This is a genomic window from Flavobacterium sp. PLA-1-15 (genome assembly GCF_049060005.1).
Classification (GTDB): Bacteria; Bacteroidota; Bacteroidia; order Flavobacteriales; family Flavobacteriaceae; genus Flavobacterium.
The window spans coordinates 23,032-29,642 of record NZ_JBMGQS010000031.1; the positions used below are offsets into that span (position 1 = coordinate 23,032).

At 35.2% G+C, this 6,611-nt stretch carries 4 protein-coding genes; 1 reads left to right on the forward strand and 3 read right to left on the reverse strand.

What is annotated here, in order from left to right; translation table 11 throughout:
• Positions 1-45 precede the first annotated feature (45 nt).
• From ACI6PS_RS14270 to ACI6PS_RS14280, 3 genes are read right to left on the reverse strand one after another with little or no spacing between them, the layout of a single operon-like run.
• Entirely contained in the window at positions 46-1,380 is a 1,335-nt protein-coding gene (locus ACI6PS_RS14270) for a 4Fe-4S dicluster domain-containing protein (RefSeq protein WP_421013249.1), read from the reverse strand.
• A 10-nt stretch (positions 1,381-1,390) separates the two neighbouring features.
• Entirely contained in the window at positions 1,391-2,347 is a 957-nt protein-coding gene (locus ACI6PS_RS14275) for an MlaD family protein (RefSeq protein WP_421013250.1), read from the reverse strand.
• A gap of 53 nt (positions 2,348-2,400) precedes the next feature.
• A complete protein-coding gene (locus tag ACI6PS_RS14280) occupies positions 2,401-3,552 on the reverse strand; it encodes an N-acetylmuramoyl-L-alanine amidase family protein (protein ID WP_421013251.1) in 1,152 nt (383 codons plus the stop codon).
• Between the two features lie 84 nt (positions 3,553-3,636).
• Here ACI6PS_RS14280 and ACI6PS_RS14285 point away from each other — a divergent pair, with 84 nt between their 5' ends.
• Positions 3,637-6,381 (forward strand): putative LPS assembly protein LptD, encoded by a 2,745-nt coding sequence (locus ACI6PS_RS14285; protein WP_421013252.1) that lies wholly within the window; start codon positions 3,637-3,639, stop codon positions 6,379-6,381.
• Positions 6,382-6,611 lie beyond the last annotated feature (230 nt).

Consider the following 6,611-nt stretch of genomic DNA (forward strand, 5'->3'; position numbering starts at 1 on the left):
AATTAAAAACACCCTTAACCTCACTTATAAGAGAATTTTTATATACTAATTTTCGTTTTTCCAGTTCAAACGGTCCTGTTGGCTATACTGCCAAGGTGCTCCGTTATTTTCTACATTTGTCATCATCGCATTCAAGGACATTGGCGCCGCACTTTGTTCCATTACCAAGTAACGTCTCATATCCATAATAATCGAAAGCGGGCTGATATTTACCGGACATTCTTCCACACAAGCGTTGCAAGAAGTACAAGCCCAAAGTTCTTCAGGCGTGATGTAATCGTTTAGAAGCGTTTTATTGTCTGGAACAAAAACACCTTTGTTGGCATCTATATTATTTCCAACTTCAACCAATCTATCACGCGTATCCATCATGATTTTACGTGGAGATAACTTTTTTCCGGTAATATTTGCTGGACAAGAAGAAGTACAACGTCCACATTCAGTACAAGTATAGGCATTCATCAATTGCACCCAATTTAAATCCTGAACATCACTTGCTCCAAATTTTGAAGGGACTGCATCGGCATCAACTGGAGCTGCTGCAAACGGATCTGCATTTGGATCCATCATCAATTTTACTTCATTTGTAACCGACTCAAGGTTATCAAATTTTCCTTTCGGATTCAAATCTGCAAAATAAGTGTTTGGGAAAGCAAGCAAAATGTGCAAATGCTTTGAGAAATAGAGATAATTCAAAAAGATCAATACACCAATAATATGTAACCACCATGCCGCCCTTTCAACAATGTAAACTGTTCCATTCGGCATTCCATCAAAAATAGAAGCTATATATTGACTTACCGGAAAAGCACCAACTTGATGAAAATCCATAAAGCCTCCGCTTACATTTTGTAAATGATAGTCTGCTGCATTCATCAATAGGAATAAAGTCATTAAAACAACTTCGAAGTACAAGACATAATTGGCATCACTTTTTGGCCATCCTTTCAAATCAGAATGAATGAATCTTTTTAGTTTGATAAAATTTCTTCTTGCGTAAAAAATAATTGCTGCAACCAAGACAAGTGCTGCCAAAATCTCGAAGAAACCAATTAGAACGTCATAAAAGCCCCCCATAAAACCAAAAACACGATGGGTTCCGAAAAGTCCATCGATGATGATTTCGAGCATTTCTATGTTGATAATGACAAATCCTACATAAACAATGATGTGAAGGATTCCCGAAACCGGCCTTTTAACCATTTTAGATTGCCCAAGAGCAATCATTGCCATGTTTTTCCATCGTTGAGAAGGATTATCGGAACGATTAATATCTCTTCCCAATTTAATATTGCGAATGATTTTCTTGACATTTAAAGTAAAATATCCGACTCCTAAAATCAGGAGTATAGCAAAAAATATATTATCTAAATAACTCATATACTGATTTTTACTTTATCGTATCTGCTACTTTTGGTGCTACATAAGGCTTGTTCTTTTTACCAAAAAGAGAAACATTGATGTATCGCGTTGGATTAAGTCGTAAATCTTGCAGTAATAACTCTAATTCTTTTGAAGTTTTAGTGAAATTATTGTACATCGCATCATCCTTGAGTAATTTACCCATTGTTCCTTTTCCAGTTTCTAAATCCTTTACAATTTTATTTACACCATCGAGTGTTTTCTCTAGATTATTAATTGCTTCACCTATTTTTGCTTTAGCAATTGTATCGGAAACTTTAGAGAAGTTTGAAGATATTTTTTCGAAATTGGTTACAACACCGTCAATTTTACCTTTATTGTTGTCCATAATTTCACTTAGACTTTTAGAAGTCTTGCTGAAACTAGCCATTGTGGCATTAAGATTTTCAATACTGGCTTTCAGATTGTTTTTGGTTTTAGCATCTAATACATCATTCAAGTTACTGATAAGAGAATCGGCACTAACCAAAACAAGCTCAACTTTCTGCTGAACAGGGGCCAATTTATCTCCCAAACCAGTTAACAGGCCTGGAACTATTCCACTTTTTAAAGTATCGCCAGTTTCAGCCTCTGATTTATCATTTAAATTAGGAATAATCTGCAATTGTTTTCCACCAATAAAACCGGGCTCATAAAGATTTACGACACTGGATTTAGAAATAGGAAAATCGCTCTTGATTTGAATTTCAACTGTTAGCTTTGCTGTTTCATGGTGCAGTTTTATGGCTGTAACTTTTCCTACAGCAAGACCACTAATCGTTACTGGTGCTGAAGGTGCCAATCCTTCAACGTTGTCAAATTCAACATAGAAGGTTCTATAATTTGAAAGCAAGTCGCTCCCTTTTAAAAAACTGTATCCCCAAATGAATAGTAATATTGAAGCAATTACTAATATAGCTGTTTTAATCTCTCTTGTAATTTTCAAAGTATAGCGTTTTTATCAAATTTAGAATAAAATATCAGAAACTAAGCTTTATTTTAGTTTTTAATAACATCCTGCAAATTTACTTTTTTTCCGTCTTTAAATGCAATTATGTATGCAGAATCGAAACCTTTTGATTTTGCTTCGGCTAAATTTTGCTTTGCGACATTATAATCTGATGTATTGCCGTACATATATTTGAACAATGTTCCATTATCAGTAGCGATTGACAAATTGTTTAATCCCTTGAAATTAGCTGGAGTTAAGTCTAATTTTTTTCCACTTGCAGAAATCTGAACTTTGAAGACTACACCATTAGAATCATCTGCTTTTGCAACTTCTTTTGGTTCATCCCTAGTAACAGTTTTTACACTTTCTTCTTTTTGGACAGGTTCATTTTTTGGAACATATTTCTCAGCCACTGGCTCATTATCACCTGACCCAAAATATTCTTTTTTATAACTAAATACAGCGTTCGCAATGGTTCTAGCTAACTCATCCTGTCCTTCACTGGAATTAACGTATGCACCTTCTTCCTTATTCGATATAAAACCCAATTCAATCAACGCTCCCGGCATAACTGTCGCGTCCAAAACCCATATCGGCGCTTGCTTGACACCTCTACTTTTTCTTTTCAAAACTGTTCTAAAACCTTCTTGAATTTTTCCAGCAATACTAATACTTTGATCAAGATATTGCTCTTTAAGTAAGTTTAAACCAAGTGTTGTTTCTGGAGATTTTGGATCAAAACCTTTGTATTTCAATTTATAATCCGCTTCGAGCTCGATTACCTGGTTTTCTTTCTTTGCTACTTCAAGGTTCATCGCACTTCTTGACATTCCCATTACAAACGTTTCTGTTCCATAGGCTGCATAATTTGCGTTTCCGTTACAGTGAATGGATAAAAACAAATGGGCTGCTTCTCTGTTTGCGATATGAGCTCTTTCGGTTAATTCAATAAAGACATCTGTTTTTCGAGTATAAACAACTTCAATGTTTGGATTTTTTTCGAGGATTTTACCCAATTCCAACACAACATTAAGTGCTATGTTTTTTTCAACAAAACCGTGATGCGAAGCTCCCCAATCCTTTCCTCCATGACCTGCATCAAGCACAACTTTGAATTTACCCGATTGACCGAAAGTTAATGATGAAAAAAAACATGCAAGTATGATCAGAAAAGATTTAATTTTGTTTGTGGAATTCATAATTCTTATAAAAGTTAATTTTAATAGAAACCTTGTGGTTATAATTTTGAAAAGTACTTATTTTGATGAAAATTTATATTAAGTTTGACACTTCAAAAATTGAGCCATCTTTTTACAAAAATAGCATTTAAACCTTTGCGTACAAACTTATTTCATATCGTTTTATTAGCATTTTTTTTAACACTGGGAACCTCAAATACTTATTCTCAGGAGTTACCTAAAAAGAATACATCTATCCGTGCTGAAAAACAAACAGATACCACAAAAATTGCCACAACTTCAACAGATACAATCCTAAATATTGTTTCAGACACACCAGCTGTAGTTGTAGATACTTTAAAGCCAAAAAAATCAACTTTAGATGGAATTGTTAAGCGTAAGGCTGTTGATTATGAAAAAGTAGATCAAAAAAATAAATTACTTACTCTTTATAACCAAGCTGAGCTTTACTATTTAGATGTAGAGCTTAAATCTGGAATAATTGTAATGGATTATGCCAAAAATGAAGTATATGCTGGCAGAATCAAAGACAGTACCGGAGCCTACACACAAAGACCCGTTTTTAAGCAAGGTTCAAATGTGGTTGAACCGGATTCCATTCGTTTCAATTTTAAAACTAAGAAAGTTTTGATTTGGAATTCTCGAAGCAAGCAGGGTGAGCTAAACTTCATTGCTGAAATTGCTAAAAAGGAAAATGATTCAGTGTATTTTATGAAAAATGTAAAATTCACTACTGCAGAAGATATTGATGATCCAGAATATTATTTTCTGGCCCGTAAAGCTAAATTTGTTCCGAAAAAGAAAGTTGTGGTAGGATTGACCAACATGGTCATTGCAGATGTCCCAACACCTATCGGTCTTCCTTTTGCCTTTTTTCCAATGACCGAAACAAGTCAATCAGGTGTCATTATGCCTACCTTTACTGACACAAGAAGACAAGGTTATTCACTTCAAAATGGCGGATACTATTTTGCCTTGAGCGATAACTATGATCTAACTTTCCTTGGAGATTATTATACCAACGGGAGTTATGCGCTTCGTTTTGAGTCGAGTTATGCCAAACGTTATCACTTTAGAGGAAATGTAAATATACGTTTCGAAAATCAAATTACGAGTGAGCGTGGATTTCCCGATTATTCAAAATCAAACATCTACAATATTCAATGGTCGCATTCTCAGGATGCAAAAGCAAATCCAAATTCGAGGTTTTCTGCTTCTGTGAACTTAGGTAGTAGTACTTATTTTCAAAATTCATTGAACCAAGTCAATGTAGGTTCTCGACTCAACAACACAATGAGTTCCTCCATTTCTTACTCCAAGACATTCAACTCAGTACCTTCAGTAAATATGTCTGTTACGGCATCTCACCAACAGAATACGCAAACGCAACAAATCAATATGACATTGCCAACGTTGCAATTAAGTGTAGATAGGATTTTCCCATTTGCTGCTGAAGATGCCCCAAAGAAAGGTTTTATCAAAAATATCAATCTGCAATATAACTTGAGAGGAGAAAATAGAATTGCCACAACGGATTCTCTATTTTTTAAATCCGAAATGTTTAGAGATGCAAAAATGGGCCTACAGCATTCTATTCCTTTAAGCACCAACTTTAAAGTTTTTAAGCATTTTAGTGTTTCCACCGCTATAAATTATAACGAGGTTTGGTATACTAAAACAATCAACAGAAATTTTGATTATGAAAAGGGTGAAGTTGTAGAGAAGGAAGTGAATGGTTTTGATGCATATAGAACCTATTCGTTTTCTAGCAGTGTAGGAACAACAATTTATGGAACTTTTAATTTTGGTGAAGATAAAAAAATACAAGCCATAAGACACGTCATGCGTCCATCCGTATCCCACAGCTACACTCCTAGCTTTGAAAAATATTGGGATACTTATGATACCGATGCATCTGGAACAATGAGAAAAGACTACACCCGATTTGAAGGCGGTATTTTTGGTGTTCCCGGACAAAATTATTCAAATAATATTGGTTTAAGTTTAAACAATACTTTTGAAGCAAAAGTTACCGATAGGGATTCTACCAAAACAGAGCCTAAAAAAGTAATGCTTTTGAACAATCTTAATTTTTCTACTAGCTATAACATTGCCGCCGATTCTTTACCATGGAATCCAGTTCGTGTGAGTGGTGGAACTCTTTTATTTAAGGAGAAAATGAATGTAAATTTTGGAGCAACCTTAGATCCGTATGCACTTAACAATGCAAATAGAAGAATCAATAAATACAATATTGATAATGGTGGAAGCCTTTTCAGGATGACAAGTGCAAACATTACCATAAACTATTCACTTACGAGCAAAGGCAATGAAAAAGCCGACAATAAGAATGAACAAGGAGCTCGAAATGGAGGTCGGGAAGATGATCTATTTGGTACAAATACCGATTTTAGCGACCGGCGTAGAGGTCAATTTGGCGAAGATGAAGAGAAAAAAGATGAAGATGACGCCTTTGATGGATTTTTCAACACTAAACTCCCTTGGGACATGACCTTAGCCTATTCGTTGACCTATGGAAATATGGCGCGACAGAATGAAATTACCGGTAATTCAATTATGATTTCTGCCAATGTTGACGTTAGCCCTAAATGGAAAGTTGGAGTTTCGACAGGTTATGATTTTGTTCAAAATGGTGTAACCTTTACCCAGCTTCGTTTTGAAAGAGATTTGCTAAGTTGGAGGATGGATTTCAACTGGACTCCTTTTGGAGAAAATGCATACTGGGGCTTCTTTATAGGTATTAAATCTGGAATGTTGAGCGACATCAAATGGGAAAAAAGAACCCAGCCTGATAGGGTGATTCGATAGTATCTGAATCATCATCTGACCACTACTCTATCATTTGTGTTTATGGATTGTTGGTTATTTATGGTCTATTTTTTAGTTGCGTGCGTTTGAAATAATGTACCGTGCGTTTGCAATAATGTACCGTGCGTTTGAAATAATGTACCGTGCGTTTGGAATAATGTACCGTGCGTTTGCAATAATGTATCGTGCGTTTGCAATAATGTACCGTGCGTTTGCAATAATGTACCGTG

Coding starts and splice junctions, on each gene's coding strand:
- ACI6PS_RS14270 (WP_421013249.1), bottom strand. CDS start 1,380: ATGAGTTATTTAGATAATATATTTTTTGCTATACTCCTGATTTTAGGA.
- ACI6PS_RS14280 (WP_421013251.1), bottom strand. CDS start 3,552: ATGAATTCCACAAACAAAATTAAATCTTTTCTGATCATACTTGCATGT.